The organism is Ligilactobacillus ruminis ATCC 27782 (genome assembly GCF_000224985.1).
GTDB lineage: Bacteria > Bacillota > Bacilli > Lactobacillales > Lactobacillaceae > Ligilactobacillus > Ligilactobacillus ruminis.
The window spans coordinates 214,414-229,934 of sequence record NC_015975.1; the positions used below are offsets into that span (position 1 = coordinate 214,414).

Annotated in this window: 15 protein-coding genes and 1 pseudogene; 13 read left to right on the forward strand and 3 right to left on the reverse strand. The window is 45.0% G+C overall.

Annotation, left to right across the window (positions count from 1 at the left end; genetic code table 11):
* The first annotated feature begins 21 nt into the window (after positions 1–21).
* Positions 22–978 carry an ABC transporter ATP-binding protein gene (locus tag LRC_RS01005; protein WP_003695611.1) on the forward strand — a complete coding sequence of 319 codons (957 nt, stop codon included), beginning with the start codon at positions 22–24 and terminating at the stop codon, positions 976–978.
* 159 nt (positions 979–1,137) lie between these two features.
* On the opposite strand, the gene LRC_RS01010 is transcribed toward LRC_RS01005, so the two are convergent.
* From LRC_RS01010 to LRC_RS01020, 3 genes and pseudogenes are all read right to left on the reverse strand, one after another.
* A complete protein-coding gene (locus LRC_RS01010; RefSeq protein WP_014072799.1) occupies positions 1,138–1,905 on the reverse strand; it encodes an ABC transporter permease in 768 nt (255 codons plus the stop codon).
* Positions 1,895–2,525 (reverse strand): annotated as a pseudogene (locus LRC_RS01015) (ABC transporter ATP-binding protein). Before LRC_RS01015 ends, LRC_RS01010 begins: the two are co-directional and overlap by 11 nt.
* A gap of 189 nt (positions 2,526–2,714) precedes the next feature.
* A complete protein-coding gene (locus tag LRC_RS01020; protein WP_014072800.1) occupies positions 2,715–3,950 on the reverse strand; it encodes an RNA-guided endonuclease TnpB family protein in 1,236 nt (411 codons plus the stop codon).
* Positions 3,951–4,714: 764 nt separating this feature from the next.
* On the opposite strand from LRC_RS01020, the gene LRC_RS11470 reads away from it, so the two are divergent.
* The 12 genes from LRC_RS11470 to LRC_RS01080 all read left to right on the forward strand — a co-directional run bounded on the left by LRC_RS11470 (position 4,715) and on the right by LRC_RS01080 (position 15,493).
* On the forward strand, positions 4,715–4,936 hold the full coding sequence (locus LRC_RS11470) for a hypothetical protein (protein WP_014072801.1): 222 nt from the start codon (positions 4,715–4,717) through the stop codon (positions 4,934–4,936).
* A gap of 194 nt (positions 4,937–5,130) precedes the next feature.
* A complete protein-coding gene (locus tag LRC_RS01030) occupies positions 5,131–6,396 on the forward strand; it encodes a PTS sugar transporter subunit IIC (RefSeq protein ID WP_014072802.1) in 1,266 nt (421 codons plus the stop codon).
* Positions 6,386–7,231 (forward strand): alpha/beta hydrolase, encoded by an 846-nt coding sequence (locus LRC_RS01035; RefSeq protein ID WP_014072803.1) that lies wholly within the window; start codon positions 6,386–6,388, stop codon positions 7,229–7,231. The genes LRC_RS01030 and LRC_RS01035 overlap by 11 nt, the downstream gene beginning before the upstream one ends.
* A 56-nt stretch (positions 7,232–7,287) precedes the next feature.
* Positions 7,288–8,094: a glutamate 5-kinase gene (gene proB / locus LRC_RS01040; RefSeq protein WP_014072804.1), complete on the forward strand. Its 807-nt coding sequence runs from the start codon at positions 7,288–7,290 to the stop codon at positions 8,092–8,094.
* Positions 8,095–8,103: 9 nt separating this feature from the next.
* Positions 8,104–9,351, forward strand: a complete 1,248-nt coding sequence (locus tag LRC_RS01045; RefSeq protein WP_014072805.1) for a glutamate-5-semialdehyde dehydrogenase — start codon at positions 8,104–8,106, stop codon at positions 9,349–9,351.
* A 90-nt stretch (positions 9,352–9,441) separates the two neighbouring features.
* The gene (locus LRC_RS01050) at positions 9,442–10,188 is read left to right on the forward strand and encodes an NADPH-dependent oxidoreductase (protein ID WP_014072806.1); all 747 of its coding nucleotides are present in this window, start codon (positions 9,442–9,444) and stop codon (positions 10,186–10,188) included.
* Positions 10,189–10,266: 78 nt separating this feature from the next.
* A complete protein-coding gene (locus LRC_RS01055) occupies positions 10,267–10,800 on the forward strand; it encodes a helix-turn-helix domain-containing protein (RefSeq protein ID WP_014072807.1) in 534 nt (177 codons plus the stop codon).
* Entirely contained in the window at positions 10,797–11,699 is a 903-nt protein-coding gene (locus LRC_RS01060; protein ID WP_014072808.1) for an IS3 family transposase, read from the forward strand. The genes LRC_RS01055 and LRC_RS01060 overlap by 4 nt, the downstream gene beginning before the upstream one ends.
* Before the next feature lie 259 nt (positions 11,700–11,958).
* Positions 11,959–12,774 (forward strand): glycosyltransferase family 8 protein, encoded by an 816-nt coding sequence (locus LRC_RS01065; RefSeq protein ID WP_014072809.1) that lies wholly within the window; start codon positions 11,959–11,961, stop codon positions 12,772–12,774.
* The gene (locus LRC_RS01070; protein WP_041819774.1) at positions 12,771–13,487 is read left to right on the forward strand and encodes a hypothetical protein; all 717 of its coding nucleotides are present in this window, start codon (positions 12,771–12,773) and stop codon (positions 13,485–13,487) included. The genes LRC_RS01065 and LRC_RS01070 overlap by 4 nt, the downstream gene beginning before the upstream one ends.
* A 123-nt stretch (positions 13,488–13,610) precedes the next feature.
* Positions 13,611–14,300, forward strand: a complete 690-nt coding sequence (gene croR, locus LRC_RS01075) for a response regulator transcription factor CroR (RefSeq protein WP_003693147.1) — start codon at positions 13,611–13,613, stop codon at positions 14,298–14,300.
* 14 nt (positions 14,301–14,314) lie between these two features.
* Positions 14,315–15,493, forward strand: a complete 1,179-nt coding sequence (locus LRC_RS01080; protein ID WP_014072811.1) for a sensor histidine kinase — start codon at positions 14,315–14,317, stop codon at positions 15,491–15,493.
* Positions 15,494–15,521 lie beyond the last annotated feature (28 nt).

A 15,521-nucleotide genomic window follows, 5' to 3' on the forward strand; every position in this document is an offset into this window, starting at 1 on the left:
ACAAGGAAGGAAGAAAACCGTATGCCAGAACAAAAAAAGAAACTTCTCGAAGTCAAGCATTTGAAACAATACTTCGGAGTCGGCAAGGCAGATATGGTCAAAGCTGTCGATGATGTTACGTTTGACATCTACGAAGGCGAAACTTTTGGACTTGTTGGCGAATCCGGTTCAGGTAAGACAACTACCGGCCGAAGCATCATTCATCTTTATAATCCGACTGACGGTCAGATTATCTTTGACGGAAAAGACGTAAGCAAACTTAATTCAAAAGAAGATCATCTTAAATTCTGCCGTGACATGCAGATGATTTTCCAAGATCCTTATGCTTCTCTCAACCCCCGTATGACGGTTGAAGACATTATTGCAGAAGGTCTGGATATTCACGGTTTGGTCAAGACAAAAGAAGAACGTCGTGCCAAAGTTGAAGAATTGCTGGAAACGGTCGGCTTGAACAAAGATCACGCCAGCCGTTATCCGCATGAATTCTCAGGCGGTCAGCGTCAACGTATCGGCATTGCGCGTGCTTTGGCCGTTGAACCGCGCTTCATCATTGCCGATGAACCAATTTCTGCTTTGGACGTTTCCATCCAGGCCCAAGTTGTCAACCTGCTTAAAGATTTGCAGGAACAAAAAGGCTTGACGTATCTTTTCATTGCTCACGATCTATCGATGGTCAAGTATATTTCGGATCGCATCGGCGTTATGCACTTCGGTCGTCTGCTTGAAGTAGGACCGGCCGATGACGTGTATACGAAGCCGCTTCATGATTACACGGCAAGTTTGATTTCCGCCGTTCCGGTTCCTGACCCTGAATTTGAACGCAACCGCAAGCAGATTTTGTATGATGCATCGATCGAACAAGATGTTGAAGGCAAACCGGCCAAACTGCGTGAAATCACGCCTGGCCACTTCGTTCGCTGCCGTGAAGATCAAGTTGAAATGTATAAGGAACGTGCTGCTAAGTACGAACAAAAATAAATGAGGAGAGGCTGAAAAAACTCTGCCTCAAATAAAGAAACGGATGATTTGCAATTAGTTGCGAATCATCCGTTTTTTTGCGTATGTGTGACAATCGACTTCCATGATGGAGATAAGGAAAAAATAGTTTGTTTTCGTGCATCATCAGTCTCTTTTGTGCTAATCGATAATGATTTGAAACTCGTCATTGAAAAAGCGGCGATAGGCTATATATGACGAACAAACCGATGCCAGGCTGGTTGCCGAAAGCAGCATGAAGACGACCATGATTTGGTATTTGATAGCAAATACAGGATCGACTCCTGCAAAAATCAAACCTGACATCATTCCCGGAAGACTGACGATGCCGTACGTTTTGGCAGAATCAATCGTCGGCTGCATTCCGGTTTTGACGCACGTTTGAACAATGTTTGCGCATGCTTGAAACGGTTGAGCTCCGAGCGCAAGTTTTTCTTCGATTCGTTGATGCTCATCGTGGAATTTGGTTTTCATCTGCTTGTAACAAAGACCGATTGCCACCATCGAATTGCTGGCAATCATTCCGGAGATTGGAATGATCTGCGATGGAATAAACTTGATTGCGCCGCTCAGGACCAAACCTAAAAGAGTAATCGAAGTGCTCGTCAAAATGGAAATGAACGAAGGCCAAAAAAGCTTTGGGATGCCTTTGCCTCGATTTGCCGCATTGCGGGCGGCATTGAAAATGATTATCAGAATCATTGCGGCAGTTACAAGAATGTTGTTGAGCGAAAAGATGTATTTCAAAACGTAACCGACAATCGTCAGCTGCACGATTGCCCGAATGACGCTGACAATCATGTCCGATTCAAGCTTTAGCTTCTGTCGATTTGAGATGATCAGCGCAACGATAACTAAGACGGCGGCGTATGTCAGACTGAGATTATTAACGTGAACGCTATTGTTCAATGATTCGTCCCTCCTCAATATGGATGATTTGTTCTGCCTGGCGTAATTCGTCGGTGTCGTGCGTCACGGCGATAACGGTTCCGCCAGATTTTCTGTAAGAACTTATCAACATGTGGACAATTTTTTTATTATCCGCATCAAGCCCCCGCCGTAACTTCGTCAAGCAGGAGAACCTTTGGTTTAAACATCAAGTTGCGAATCAATGCCACGCGCTGTTTTTCACCGCCGGAAAGATCAGCGATGGGCTTTTCCAAGTATGATGAGCTTAAGTTTACGCGCTCCAACAGTTCGATTTCGTGTTGGCGTTTCACTGGTTCTTTTCTGATCTCGAACGGGAAGTCAAGGTTATCAGCCACTGTATCTCCAAAAAGCACCGGTTGTTGAAAACAATACGAAACTTGCATTCGATATTTATCCACAGGTATTTTGGCAGCATCTTCTCCTTCAAAAATTAATTCACCTGTGGATTGCGTCAGCATGCGCGCACAAATTTTCAAAATCGTACTTTTTCCCGATCCTGATGGACCACTGAGCGTGATGAAGCTGTTTTGCGGAACGTTCAAGCTGATATTGGCCAAGATATTTTGGAATGAAATATTTTTTAGTGATAAGATATCCATGCTGAAGCCTCCCTTATGCCTAATTATAGTACATTTAGAAAGCTCTTTTCATCAACTACCACCGATTAAAATCGGTGGCTTGTAGCTCACAAGCCTAACGGCTTAGAAGTAGTAACGCACTAACGTGCTTCTTCACGATGTGGCTACATCATCGGGTGGTTGACGACACACCCGTTTAGCCAACGAGATTTACTCACCGGCTGTTACTTTGTTGAAAGACGGGCGTTCATTGCCACTAATATATTGCGTGCCCAAAAGCTGAATGTTCATAGCGCCAATACGGTCATCGTTGGATTGATAACCGCAACGATCGCACACGTACAAATGTTGCTGATGATTACGGTTATTTTTGTAAATACGACCACATTTTGGGCATCGCTGGCTTGTGTATTTAGCTGAAACTTGAACCACTTCGCTTCCGACTAAATGAGCTTTGTATGTCAAGAACTGTGCTAATTGATAAAAAGCCCATGAAACCTGCTCATAACGTTGTGTTTTTGTTACTTTTTCAGTCGCGAATCGCACATTTGCCAGATTTTCCAAAACGAAGAGGGTGTCGACTCCGTAACGATTAACGAGTGTCTTTGATAACTGATGATTAATATCAGTCATCCAGCGGTTCTCTCGTTGACCGATTTTCTTTAAACGACGTTTAGCAGATTTGGTTCCCCTGCTTTGCAGTTGCTGACGCAATCGCTTAAATTTGCGCCGCTTGCGTAATGCTTCCTGGCCTTGGAAAAACAGTGTTTTGCCGTGTTCATCATAAGCAGTCGCCAAAAATCGTAATCCGCGATCAATGCCAACCACATGTTGCGATTGTTCCTTCAGGTAATCCGGCAGTTCTTTAGTTGCGCTAATGTGCATATACCATTTGTTGCCAACATGGAGAATCTTAGCCATGCCGAATTCCCAAGTACCGTTTAAATATTGATCGAATCCTTGACAGGTAAACGGCACTTTTATACGCCCGTTAACTGTATTGATAGACATAATGTGATTGTCCTTAAGCGACCAATCACGATTGCGTTGCAAGTCCAGTTGAGGACGTTTGAAATTGACAGGATGCCATAACCAATCCAGGGTACGGGTCTCATTTTTCCAAATATCGTTGCCGTATCGATCTTGTTTGCCCGTATTGTAGCGATAAGGCTTTTGAGCCAACTGCGTTTTAACCGTTCTGTAACGGGCAACGACGTTACGGATTGCGGACTGAGCCATTTGTGCTTTTAATCCATAATCATTCCGCAACTGGTGATACAATGCCTTGTTCAGCTTTGCTTGAGCCATTTCAAAGCTATGGTCAAACATATACTGAGAAACCGCATTACAAGCTCGTCGGTATTGTTCTAAGGATTTGGTCAAAACCGATTCATCCAATGATGACTGTAGCTTTAATTTGCATTTGATGGTAATGGTTTGTTGCAACAGGTTCACCTCGCTTTCTTCATACATCAATTATATCATATCGATGTGTGAAAATCTAAGAAAGGGAAAAGGCAAAAAAGAAGCACCTCAGGTGCTTGAGCGAGGCTTTTCTCCCATCACTAAAGTGACGGGTTTCCAGCCTATATATTTATCAATGAAAAATACAGTGCTGTCGGCATCAATCGACTTCTTGATTCGGTTGAATTACCGTGGTGACGCTGCAGTTTACAGGCAAAATTGTGGAAAAGGTGATTTGACCTTAATCGTGCCTGGTGCGGCCCTGAAAGCAGAACCGCTGCCTTCAAGTTCGGTCCGCACGACTTCGAAAGTAGACAAAAACCGGTGGAAATGTCTCATTTTTGTCTACCGCCGGCTCCAAAATCGACTCGCGCAGTCTCGAAAGTAGACAAAAACCGGGGTGAATGTCTGATTTTTGTCTACCTGACTCTCTGAGATCGGCCCGCCCAGCCTCGAAAGTAGACAAAAACCGGGGTGAATGTCTGATTTTTGTCTACCTGACTCTCTGAAATCGGCCCGCCCAGCCTCGAAAGTAGACAAAAACCGGGGTGAATGTCTGATTTTTGTCTACCTGACTCTCCGAAATCGGCCCGCCCAGCCTCGAAAGTAGAACAAAATCCTCCAAAATCGGAAAAATGTTCTACTCGGTTACCTTCGCCAAAGCAGTGTGGTATCGGATTGCGGGCAAATTCCAAAAAGCACCGTTTTGCCCGTAACCGAGGTCAGGTGCAGCGATTGAGCAGGTGATGAGCAGCACTGCATTTGGCAAAATCACTGCCGTTTACGGACAAATCGATGAAAATTGGGAGTTTGTCCGTAAAATGCGGTTTGCTTACGGACAAAATGGCCAAAAATACAGCGTTGTCCGTAAATTTGAGTTAAATCTTGGCACGCTGCCCAAAAAAGAAAAAATACGTGCCATCACGACACGTATTTTCATCATTATTCAGTTGCGTACGGGGTCATAAGCGCTCGCTTCCACACCTTCATAATCAGGCTCAGACCAGCAACAAGGCTCATGATAAGTTCGTGCCGCGTCGTGACTGCGCTTGCGCTGATCACTCGCGCCCCTCCTTATCTCCCGCCTTGTTAGTCGGCTGGTCTTCGCACCTTGTTCAAAAAAGCGTATAATTAAGTTATCATTCAGTCGGAGGAAAATACTATGCAAAAACAAGTCATTTTTGAGATTGCCAAAATCAGAGAAATGAGCTTTTTTAAAACGGCACGGGCAGCGCTTCTGTCAGTTTTTCCATTCGTTTTGATCGGCAGTTTTGCAAAGGTTGCAACGGTGGCATTGCTTGCCCCGGATAGTTTTTTGAGCGGAATTTTTGGAATGGAACTGAGCCAGAGATTCAATAGTCTGTGTAACGGAATCTATGCGATGACCGGCGGGTTGAGCGGACTTTTGGCAGCTCATTATTCTGCCGGATATACGGCACAGTTTTTGCGGCAAAATTATAAAACGGCTGCGACAACCGGATTTATAGCTTATCTGGCATTGTGTTTTCAACAGGCAGGGCAGTCGCACGGGTTCGTATTTGCTTATCGGCTGCTTGGCGTGCAAGGAATCCTGGCCGGCATCATGTTCGGATACGTCGTGGGCAAGCTGTTTTTACTGAGCGGAGAATTTTGGAGCAGGGTTGAGGGAAGAGAAGGCGCCGATCAGCAGCTTCCGGGTTCGTTCCGAATGCTTTTGCCGCTGTTTTTAGCGCTTGCATTTGCGATAATTCTGAACTTTGCAGGCAGCTATTTGTTTAAAAACGGGATTTCTCAGTCTCAGGAGATGAAAGCGGCAACGAGCAGTTTTACGTCGATTCTTTGGCTCGGACTATTGACGAGCGTCGGAACCTGGTGCGGACTTTTTGGACCTTATACGAGCAGCATTTTTTTTGATGAGGCCTCGGCGACGAAGAACCTGAACTATTCTTTGGCTCATCATGGCGATTTGACCAGCGTTCCTTATAAACTGACGACTTATTCGACGTACTTTACTTATGCTCAGCTTGCCGGTCTGGGGCTGTTGCTTGCTTTGATGTTTGTTTCGAAGAGAAGAAATCGACGGCTTCTTTGTTGGTGGTGTCTGATTCCGGTCTTTTTCGGCTACGATTCGTCATTAAATATCGGGGTGCCGGTCTTGCTCAATCCGCTGTTTTTGATACCGTATGTTTTTGTTCCGCAACTGAACATGGTCGTCGTTTCTGCATTTTATAAGCTTGGAATCCTGCTTCCGTCAGTCTACCCGGTCTGGGGCGGCACGCCGCCGGTCTTGCGCGCGCTGATTGCCACGAACGGTTCGTTTGCGGCCTTTTTCGTTTCGCTTGCGTTGGTCATGATGGATGCTTTTATTTACTGCTTTTTTGTGAAAAATGCAGAGCGCGCAGGCGAATTGATGAATCGACTCAAGGGAGGACAGGTTGATGAAAAATAAGGGCGCAGTCTTTTTTTCCGGCTTGATTTTAATTTTGACGATTCTCCTGGCAATTCCGACGTATCGGTATACTAAAGAAAGTTCTGAACAAATGGCTCGGCGTTATAATTCGCAGCTGTCGCCAGTGATCATGATTCCCGGAAGTTCAGCGACGGAAAACAGATTTGACGGAATGGTCGCACAGCTTAATTCCGATCAGCCCAAAAAGCATGGACTGCTTAAGATCAAAGTCATGAGCAACGGCAGGATAAAGTTTAAAGGCAAGATTTCTGCAAGGGACACCGAACCAGTCATCGTGGTCGGATTTGAGAACAATCGTGACGGGTACTCGAACATCAAGAAGCAGGCCCGGATGTTCAATAAATGTTTTACGCAATTATATGAACGCTATGAGTTCAACAACTGCAAATGTATCGGACATTCAAACGGTGGTCTGGTCTGGACCTGTTTTCTCGAAAATTATTCAAAAAATTACGACGTCAGCTTTAAAAAACTGATGACGATCGGATCTCCCTACAATTTTTCGGAACAGTCGATGAAGAAGAAGTCGCAGATGCTGTCTGATTTTATCAAATACAGTTACCGTCTCCCCGACGATTTGATCGTATATTCGGTTGCCGGAACCGAAACCTATACTTCGGACGGCCTGGTTCCCGAAAAAAGCGTCGAGGCTGGCAAGTATATTTTTCAGGGAAAAGTCAAGTCATTCACGCAAATAACCGTGACCGGAAACGAAGCCAAACATTCGGATCTTCCGGAAAACAGACAGATTGTTGATTTGATCCAAAAATACATGCTTGATGGCCTCAAGCGCCAACCTGGTGCTAGTAGATAGAAAAGATTAATGGTATAGTTAGAACATAACAAAAAGCAAGAAGGAAGGTAGTCGTTATGAGCAGCAAGCGCCAACTTGACGGTGCAAAACGAATCGTTGTCAAGGTCGGAACCAGCACGCTGATTCATCCGAATGGCAGGATCAATCTGCAGGCAATCGATCAGCTCAGCTTTTCGTTGAGCGGTCTTGTCAACGAAGGCAAGCAGGTCGTCCTTGTTTCATCAGGGGCAATCGGCGTCGGAATGGGACAGATGGGGTTGGATGCTCGACCCGAGAAGATTCCGGAACAACAAGCCTTGGCATCAATGGGGCAGTGCGAACTGATGACGATTTACCAGCAGCGTTTTACGACGTATGGTCAAAAGATCAGCCAAGTGCTGCTGACGCATGACGTCTTGGACTATCCGGAGAGTCGCCAGAACGTTTTTAACACGCTTGATACGCTGCTTGAATGGGGCATTATTCCGATTATCAACGAAAATGACACGATTGCAGTCGACGAACTCGATCACCACACGAAGTTCGGCGACAACGATCAGCTTTCAGCTGTCGTGGCCGACATCGTCGATGCGGATCTTTTGATCATGCTGTCAGACATTGACGGATTTTTCAACAAAAATCCGCGCCATTTCAAAGACGCCAGGCTGATTGACGAAATCAACAAGATTGACTCCAAGGTTATCGAACAGGCCGGCGGCAAGGGAACTAAATTCGGAACGGGCGGAATGACGACCAAGCTCAAGGCGGCAAAACGCATTTTGAAGCATGATCGCATGATGATTCTTGCGAACGGTGAAAATCCGTCGATTATTTTCAGAATCATGAACGGTGATAAGATCGGAACTCTTTTCAGGAAAAAATGAGGTGAAATTATGGTAATTTCTTTGGAAGAGATGGGGAAAAAGGCCAGGCAGTCAGCTTTTGAGCTGGCACAGACGCCGACCTCATTGAAAAATGCAGTGTTGAACAAGATGGCTGATGCCTTGATCGAAAAAGAAGAAGAGATTTTGACACAAAACAGGCTCGATTTGGAGAAAGCATCAGAGATGCCGCAAAATTTTACGGATCGTCTGACGCTTGATCATGACCGTATTTTAGGGATGGCAGAAGGCCTGCGCCAGGTTGCATCCTTGCCTGATCCGATCGGAAACGAGGATTCTGCCTGGGTCAACCATGCCGGTTTGCAGATCGCCAAAAGGCGGATTCCTCTTGGCGTCGTCGGCATGATTTATGAAGCTCGTCCAAACGTGACGGTCGATGCGGCCGGTCTTTGTTTCAAGTCCGGAAATGCCGTGATTCTTCGCGGCGGAAAAGAAGCGTTGAGGACAAACGTCAAGCTTTGTGAAATTTTGCGGACTGTGGTCGCCTCATCAGGCCTTGACGAAAATGCCGTACAAATCATTCAGGAAACTTCGCATGAGATTGCAAATCAGTTCATGCAGCTGACGGATTATCTTGACGTTTTGATTCCGCGCGGCTCGGCTCGTCTGATCAAGGCCGTCGTCAACAATGCCAAGGTTCCGGTGATTGAAACAGGCGCCGGAAATTGTCATCTCTACGTTGATAAGGATGCTGAATTTGACATGGCGGAAAAAATCGTCGTCAATGCCAAGTGCCAACGCCCGTCAGTCTGCAATGCGGCTGAGAAACTCCTGATTCATGAAGACGTTGCAGAGAAATTTCTGCCTCGCGTAGCACAAGCCCTTGAAGAACGGCACGTCGAACTTCGCGGCGACGAACGGGCATGCGCGATTCTTGGCAGCCGTTGCAGGCCCGCAACCGTTGAAGATTGGGATACCGAATATAACGATTATATTTTGACGATCGGAATCGTTGATTCTTTGGATGAGGCAATTTTACACATCAATCAGCACAGCACGCATCATTCCGAGTCAATCATTACTGAAAATTACCGTGCGAGTCAGCGTTTTTTGAACGAAATCGATTCCGCCTGCGTCTACGTCAATGCTTCGACCCGTTTTACCGATGGGTTCGAATTCGGATTTGGAGCAGAAATCGGCATTGCGACGCAAAAGCTTCACGCAAGAGGACCGATGGGCTTAAACGAGCTGACCACGATCAAATACGTGATTCGCGGCGACGGTCAAGTCAGAGAGTAGATTCAAGATAAAAACGTGTCTGATTTTTGGATTTAAAGGCAGTCATGCCGGAAAAGCACTGCATTTAAAATAATTAACGGAGGTATCATCATGAACGAAACGATTAAAACGCAATTGAACCATCGGACGATACGAGCTTTCAAAAACCAGGAACTCACTGATGAGCAGAAGAAGACTTTGGAAGAAGTGGCACGTCACACGTCGACAAGCATGTTCTTGCAGCAGTTCTCGATGCTGCACGTTACGGATGATGAAAAACGAGCAAAAATCCGTGAGATTACGGGGCAAAAATATGTCGGCGCAAACGGAGACTTGTTCATTTTTGTTGCCGATCTGTACCGCAACAGCGAAATTCGTCGCCAACTCGGAAAAGACGAAGGCGCGCTTCACGGGACCGATGTTTTCCTGCAGGCAGTTGAAGATACGGTTTTGGCCGTGCAAAATTTCGTCAATGCGGCTGAAAGCATGGGACTTGGCGCTGTTATTTTAGGAAGCATCAATAATGAGCCGAAGGAATTGGTCAAAATTTTGAATCTGCCGAAAATGACCTATCCCGTTTTAGGCGTTCAAGTCGGCGTTCCTGATCAGGAACCGCAGCTGAAGCCGCGCCTGCCTTTGGAATTCATCTCATTTGAAAACGAATATCCTCACGATTTTTCAATCGAAAATCTCGCCTCATATGATGAAGTCGTTCAAACTTATTACGATCTTCGAGATGCCAACAAGCGCATTGATTCGTTCACCAATCAGATCGGATCTGCCAAACTTGACAACCGCAAGACGCATCGCAGCCAAATCCTTGAAGTACTGCATGAGCAGGGACTTTGCTGGAAATAGGATATTAAAATTCGTGCCGTGATTGAAGTGCCCTATAATTGTTAGACAAAGTAGTCTAATGATTGTGGGGTATTTTTTATGGCAAAGTACAGTCCGGAACTGAAAGCGGAAATTATTAGTAAATATAATCAGGGAATGGCAACGAGTATCCAATTAGCTCGAGAATACAACCTCAATTCAAGGGTTGTTCGAAGCTGGATTCAAACATATCGACTTCAAGGTAAAATTCGTCATAGTAGAAATAAGAGAATATTTGACACTGATTTTAAACTGGCTGTGATAGACTATTATCAAACACATGAGGTAACCATAGCTGAAGTTGCTGCCAGGTTTGATCTGCTTCCAGGTCAAGTATCCCATTGGAGGACACTATTTAAAACGGGTGGTATAGAAGCTTTGCGTCCTCATCAAAAGGGAAGGAAGCCAAAACAAATGAAATCACCAAAACACCCGGAAAAGAAACCAACATCATCAGAATTGAGCGAAAATGAGCGGCTGAAGGCTGAAATTATCAAGCTAAAGAAAGAATTGTATGATGCACGTCTAGACGCAGCCATATTAAAAAAAGCGGCGGCCCTGTTCTGGAACTCAAAGCACGACGGAAAACGATGATTCTTGACCAGATCAGGGCCGAACAGTTACAAATGCCTAAAGCTGAACGTTTCAGGCTTAATGACTTACTGTCTAAATTAGAGTTGAAACGGGCAACTTACTATGATGAACGTAAGCGCATCAGTAATAAGTTTGACAAGTATCATGAAGTTAAAAGGCAGATGATGATTATTGCGCAGAAGTATTCCATGAGAAATCGTTTCACTGCCGGTTATCGACGAATTCAAGTTGAATTGGAACGTCTGGGAATTCATCTGGCTGGTGATACCGTTCGGAGGCTAATGCGTGACCTGGACATTCAGGTAACCATCTACAACCGTCATCAAAATCGAAAGTATTCGTCCTATCGAGGTACCGTAGGTCATCTTGCTCCTAACCGGTTACATCAGAACTTTTGCGCGACAAAACCCTATCAGGTGTGCCATACAGATGTCAGTCAGGTCCGTCTGGCTAATCAAACCTGGGCTTACCTTTCGGTGATGACTGATGAGGCCAGTAAGGAAGTTCTGGCATGTCAGGTCAGCCTTCACCCGAATTCAGATTTAATTACAAGGACTGTGGATGAATTAATCAGGAATCTTCCTGATCATGCCTGCCCCTTGATTCATTCGGATCAGGGATGGCAGTATCAGTTGCCTTACTATACTCAAAGATTGGCTAACCATCACTTTGTTCAAAGTATGTCTCGTAAGGGACATTGTCTGGATAACGCACCAGTGGAAAGCTTTTTCCACATACTGAAAACTGAGTTGCTGGATGGGCTACCATTATTTGAAGACATTACTGCATTTCAAATGATGGTTCAAGACTATATCCATTTCTTTAATTACGAACGGGTTTCTTTAAAAACAAAAGGCATGACTCCGGTAGAATACCGAAATCATGCCATGACAGCTTAATTGTTTAATTTTGTCTAACTTTTTTATTGCACTTCAGTGATGGTGCGGATTTTTTTGTCAAATGCAGTTCTTGTACGGAATTTGGGGCAGTGTGTCGGGAAAATTATGACAAAACCCAAAATCAGAGCCGGTGACACCGAAAGCAGGCCAAAAATTTGAAAAAATATTTTACAGCTGCCCCCATCCAAAAGCAGAACAAAATTACCTCGACTCTAAAATTTGCTATAATGGAAGAAAGAAAGTTAAGGAGGTTTTCGCCATGAACTTGCTCTTTGCGGTTAACGACGGCTTCGTTGACCAAATGTTGACATCCGTTTACTCAATTTTGGAAAATACGCAAGATCAGCTCGATTTTTACGTTCTGCAAAAAAAGAAGCTTCAAAAAACGAAGGAAATCGAAAAATTTGCTTCAAAGACCGGAGCCAAGTATCATCCGGTAGTTATCGGCGATGAGGATTTTTCTGATTTTCCGGTGACGGACAGGTATCCGGAAACGATTTATTATCGATTGCTTGCGCACAAGTATTTGCCGAATGACATCAAACGCATTTTGTATCTTGATGCCGATGTTTTGTGCATCAATGATTTAAGTCGGCTTTATGAACTTGATTTTGAAGGCAACCTTTACGCAGCGGCAAGTCATTCGGGTTTGACCAACGTCAAAAACGTGCTCAACAACGTGCGGCTCGGGGCAGAAAGCGGCGAAAGCTACTTCAACTCCGGCGTGCTTTTGATGAACCTTGAAGAAATCAGACGAGTCGTCGATCCTCAAAAAATTGTCGAATATGTTGAAAAAAACAAGCTTAATATGTTATTACCCGATCAGGACGTCTTGAACGGACTATACGGGCAGAAGATCAAGAAGGTTGAAGATGAGCTTTATAATTATGACGTCAGAAAGAATCCGATCTATGAGGCAATCAGCATGGGCGAATGGGACCTTGACTGGGTCATAAAGAATACCGTCGTGCTGCATTTCTGCGGAAGGGACAAGCCGTGGGACGAAGATTACATCGGTCGGTTTGCGGGCCTTTACAAGCATTATTTCAAAAAAGCGATGGACGTCATGTTATGAGGTGGCAAGAATATCTGCAAGAACTTGAACGTTTGTCAAAGGGTTCTTCGAAAAGAGAAGTGCTTGAGCAGGTATCAGCCGTTGAAAAAACGCTTAAAGCATACGGCGAGCGCAAATTGCCCAGGCATCCTTTGCCAAAACTCGGCTTTAGCGAAGAATTCATCATGGATCATCTGCTTGATTGCGCCAATTTGCTGGAACTTGACAGCAGACTGAATGATTTGCGCCAAACGGTAATCGAAAACTTTGGAATTTGGCATATTTTTTCGGAAGACTGGCTTGATGATCTTGCTCTGCATTTAAACGGAAGGAAAACGCTCCAATTAATGTCGGGAAATGCAGTGCTTTCAGCCGGTTTGGCGAACGTGACGGCAACGGACAGCTTTGATTGGTCAAAACAAGACGTTACGCGTCCCGATCCATGGACAAAAGTTGAAAGTCTTGATGCAACGTCCGCAGTTGAAAAATATGCGGACGTTATGGACGTCATCATCATGGAATGGGCTCCCGATACGTCAGAAGACGACTGGGAAGTGCTGCAAAAGCTCAGAACAATGCGCTGGCCTGGCGAGTTTATCGTGATCGGCGAAAAAAACGGGGCAACGAATTCCGAAAAATTTTGGGATGAGTGCCGATTAGAAGAGCCGGAAGATCTGAATCAACGGCACGAACGTTTTGACTTTATTGATGACAGGGTCTATCTGATCGGATGATTCTTGAGATTTCTTAAATAAACCGACTTTTTTTAGATGTTTCTTTACGTCTTGACGTTGCGAAATTTGGTATCATATAGGTATATATTACGCAAGGTACATATCAAAAAGGAGTCAAATACCATGAAAATTCTGATTGTTGATGATGATAAAGATATTGTTGAATTGCTCAGTATTTATGTCAAAAACGAAGGCTACGAAGTGGAACGTGCCTATAACGGAAAAGAGGCCATTACGAAACTCAATACGAATCCTGACATCGGTTTGATGATTCTTGATATCATGATGCCTCAGATGGATGGCCTTGCAGTCGTCAGAGAAGTCAGAAAGGATAGTCAGATTCCGGTATTGATGCTTTCGGCCAAAACCGATGATTTGGATAAGATTCAAGGCCTGATTCAAGGTGCGGACGACTATGTGACCAAGCCGTTCAATCCGCTTGAAGTTATGGCACGCGTCAAGTCTCTGCTTCGTCGCAGCCAGCATGACGTTAAAAATGACGAACCGGATCAGATCGAAATCGGTCCGCTGATCATCAAAAAGGATTCGCATGAAGTCGAAACCGTCACCGGCAAGTCGATTCAATTGACGGCTTTGGAATTTGGCATACTGTATTTGCTTGCAAGCCATCCGAACAGAGTATTTTCTGCTGATGAAATCTTTGAGCGCGTCTGGCAGCAAGAATCGGTTGTTTCAGCCAAGACGGTTATGGTTCACGTAAGTCATCTAAGAGACAAGATTGAAGAATCAACCGGCGGTGAAAAGGTCATTCAGACCGTTTGGGGCGTTGGATACAAGATTGAATCACATTAACGGGGTGATGCTTAGTGCAATTTAAACTCACGACGCGTGAAAAAAGCGAGCTGTTTGGTGAAGGCGTTGCAACGGTTATCCTGCTGTTGCTGCTCAATATGTCGATTTTTGTGATTGCTAACCAGGAAATCGCCCGCAACCCAGGGCTTGCAGCCGGAATTTTTCAGATTAAACTGTCGCTTTCTCTCGGGCCGCATGCCATCAGACTGTGGTCTTGGGGATGGGTTTTCACTGTCTTGATGCTTTTAGTGGATGCTTTTATCGTCTACTGGCGCCTGATGCGTCGCTATCGTCAAATGCAGCTGCGTCACGTTATTTCGGAATTGCACTATATTGCTTCCGGACATTTTTCGCATCGAATCAAATTTACCCTTGACGGTCAAATGCAGCGCGTCGTTGAAAGCGTCAATGCGTTGGTTGACAGTACGATCAACGCGATGGAAGACGAGCGGAGAATTGAACGCTCAAAAGACGAATTGATCACAAACGTCAGTCATGACATCAGAACGCCGTTGACTTCGATTATCGGATATCTCGGCTTGATTGAAGACAATCAGTACGGCAGCGAAGAAGAATTGAAAAAGTACACCCACACGGCTTTTTTGAAATCAAAGCAGATGAAATCGTTGGTTGACGATTTGTTTGAATATACCAAAGTCAGACAACCAAGTTTGCCGTTAAGCATCGTGAAAATCGACTTGGGCGCGATGCTTGAACAGATCGGAGCAAGCTATGAGCTTGAAGGAAGCAAAAAAGGGATGAAAGTCGAAGTCAGCGTTCCGGATGAGCCGGTATTTATGGAAGCAGACGGAGAAAAGCTGGCCAGGGTTTTCAACAACCTGATTTCGAATGCTTTCAAATACGGACGCGACGGCAAGCACGTCTATCTTTCGGTAAAGCAGCTTTCTTCTAAAGAAGTCGTCGTCAAAATCGAAAATGACGGAGAACCCATTCCTGAAGATGCTGTTCCGCAGCTGTTTGACAGATTTTATCGTGCCGAAAGCTCACGATCTCGCGAGACGGGCGGATCAGGACTCGGACTTGCAATCGTGCAAAGCATCGTTGAACGCCATAATGGCTATATTTACGTTGAATCAAATGCGGCACTGACCAGTTTTGTGATGCACTTTCCAACGGAACACAAGAATGTTGTGCGTAAGCCGGCAAATGCTGAAAGAAGGACGAATGAATAACGAATTCGTCCTTTTTTGTTGGAAAAAC